The organism is Microbacterium ginsengisoli (genome assembly GCF_000956535.1).
GTDB classification, from domain to species: Bacteria; Actinomycetota; Actinomycetes; order Actinomycetales; family Microbacteriaceae; genus Microbacterium; species Microbacterium ginsengisoli.
This window is the reverse complement of sequence record NZ_JYIY01000020.1, coordinates 1-2,431: the sequence shown is the minus strand read 5'-3', so window position 1 is coordinate 2,431 and position 2,431 is coordinate 1. Positions and strand designations below refer to the sequence as shown.

The 2,431-nt window shown below is 75.7% G+C and carries 2 protein-coding genes; both read right to left on the bottom strand.

Annotation, left to right across the window (positions count from 1 at the left end; translation table 11 throughout):
- The coding region (locus tag RR49_RS00160; RefSeq protein WP_045245697.1) for a 5-oxoprolinase subunit B/C family protein at positions 1-1,641 on the bottom strand (1,641 nt) is incomplete at its 3' end.
- Positions 1,642-1,646: 5 nt separating this feature from the next.
- A complete protein-coding gene (pxpA, locus tag RR49_RS00155; protein ID WP_045245696.1) occupies positions 1,647-2,402 on the bottom strand; it encodes a 5-oxoprolinase subunit PxpA in 756 nt (251 codons plus the stop codon).
- Between the last annotated feature and the right edge of the window lie 29 nt (positions 2,403-2,431).

The window sequence follows — 2,431 nt, the reverse complement described above, 5'->3', positions numbered from 1 at the left end:
GTGCAGCACGGTGCCGGGGGCGGCCTGCGCGAGCAGGCCGAGCACGGCATCGGGGATGACACCGATCACCGGATATCCGCCCGTCACGGGGCCGTCGGCGAGCAGGATCGTCGGGCGGCCGGACGGCGGCACCTGCAGTGCACCCGGCACCATGCCCTCGCTCGGCAGTTCGCCGTCGCGGGTGCGGGCGAGCAGCGGTCCGTCGAGACGCATGCCGACCCGATCACTGTCGGTGCTCACCCGCCAGGGTCTCGCGAACAGGGCGTCGACAGCGGTGCGCGTGAACCAGTCGTCGCGCGGGCCGAGCGCAACCGGGAGCTCGAGCGTCTCGGCGGGCGCCGTCCACGGGAACGCATCGACCACGGGGATCGGCGACGCGGGATCCGCGCCGATCGACAGCAGATCTCCGGCGCCGAGTGGTGCGGGTCCGAGTGCCGAGAGCGTGTCCGTCGCGCGCGAACCCGCCTCGAGCGGCACGTCGACGCCGCCCCGCACGGCGACGATGGTGCGGATGCCGCGGCGCGGCCATCCGATCTCCAGCACCGACCCGGCAGGCCAGGCCGTCGCGACATATGCCCCGATCGGCACACGATCGACGGTCACCTCACCCCAGGCGCCGGTCACCGCGACCCAGAGATCGCAGGTCGCGCGCAGCGCCGTCCCCCCGCCGACCACCTCGATGCCCGCGTCGCCCTCGACGTTGCCGACGAGTCGGTTCGCCACCCGCAGCGCGGCGCGATCGAGAGCGCCGGATCGGGCGATGCCGAGATGCGCGAGGTGCGGGCGCCCCAGATCCTGGAGCGTCGCCGAGACTCCGACACGGAGAACCTCGAACGCTCGGCGGGGCGCGGTGGGCTCGACGTTCGGCGTCGTGAGGGCGCCGGGCGCCGCGGCAGGCGTACCCCGCGCGGAATCGAGCGCGGGGCCGGGCATGGCGGGCTCGGGGTTCGGCGCGCCGGGCGCCCGGCCGGGTTCGGCCACCGTCCCACCCGCGGCATCCGCCCGCACAGCACCCCGCACGACATCCCGCGCGGAGACGAATCGCACCGCCGCGCCCGGTTCGAGCAACGCGGGACGCGCGCCGCGCGGGTCGAAGAGCGGCGCATCGGTGCGGCCGATGAGGCGCCACCCGCCGGGCGTCGCGCGCGGATAGGCGCCGCTGAACGCCCCCGCGAGTCCGACGCTCCCGACCGGCACCCGCGTGCGGGGGGCGTCGAGGCGCGGGACGTCGAACGGCCAGTCCGCACGCACCAGGTAGCCGAACCCGGGAGCGAACCCGGTGAAGGCGACCGTCCACTCCGCTCCCGTATGCGCGGCGACGAGCGCGGGCGCATCGACTCCGAGAAGTCGCGCCGTCTCATCGAGATCGTCGCCGTCGTAGACGACCTCGAGCACTGTGACCGCCGCGGGAGCGGCGTCGCGCGGCGGGGAGGCCGCGGCATCCGTCACCCATCGAGCCACCGCGGCACGCGTGGTCGCGCGCGGATCGAACCGCACCAGCACCGTGCGCGCCGCCGGCACCAGCTCATGCACACCCGGAACGACGGATGCCGCGAGCGACGCGTGCAGCGCCAGCGCGGCGTCGAGCGTGTCGACCTCGACGAGCACGGCCGCCTCGCCCATCGGCCGGAGCGTCGGCATCGCCGTCACCAGTCCGCGCGCACGGCGATGCCCGCGGACGACAGCGCGGCGCGCACGGCCCGCGCCATGTCCACGGCCTCGGGGGTGTCGCCGTGGAGGCAGAGGGACGCGGCATCCGTCGTCACCGTCGTGCCGTCGACGGCGGCGACCCGGCGCTCGTCGACGAGGCGCACCGCGCGGCGTGCGACCTCGGCCGGATCATGCAGGAGATCGCCGGGCTCGCCGCGGAGAACGAGGTCGCCCGAGGGGAGGTATCCGCGGTCGAGGAACGCCTCCCTCACGAAGGGCAGGCCGGCAGCAGCACTCGCGGCGGCGAGCGCGTCGCCGAGCGCGAGCACGGGAAGGGGGCGGCCGAGCACCGCTGAGAGGTCGGCGACCGCGGCGACGACCGCGGTCGCGACGAGCGGGTCGGATCCGGCCGCGTGGTACAGCGCGCCGTGCGGCTTGACATAGCGGAGGTCGGCGCCGGCGGCCCGCAGCGCCGTCAGCTGACCGGCGACGCTGGCGCGCAGATCGGCGGGGGCCATCTCGAGCCGCACCCGGCCGAAACCCGGCCGATCCGGATACGACGGATGCGCCCCGACCGCCACCCCGAATCGCGCCGCGCGCTCGACGGACGCCGCCATCGACGCGGCATCCCCCGCGTGCCCGCCGCACGCGACGTTCGCCGACGAGATCACGGCGAACATCGCCTCGTCGTCGGCGGTCGGCACCCCGTCGACCGTCTCGCCGAGGTCGGCGTTGAGGTCGATCGCGCGCATGCGCCCACGGTAGCGGGTGGGTTGCGGGG

What these genes read in the sequence shown, in the direction of transcription:
- pxpA (WP_045245696.1), bottom strand. Translation starts at nt 2,402, where the DNA reads ATGCGCGCGATCGACCTCAACGCCGACCTCGGCGAGACGGTCGACGGG.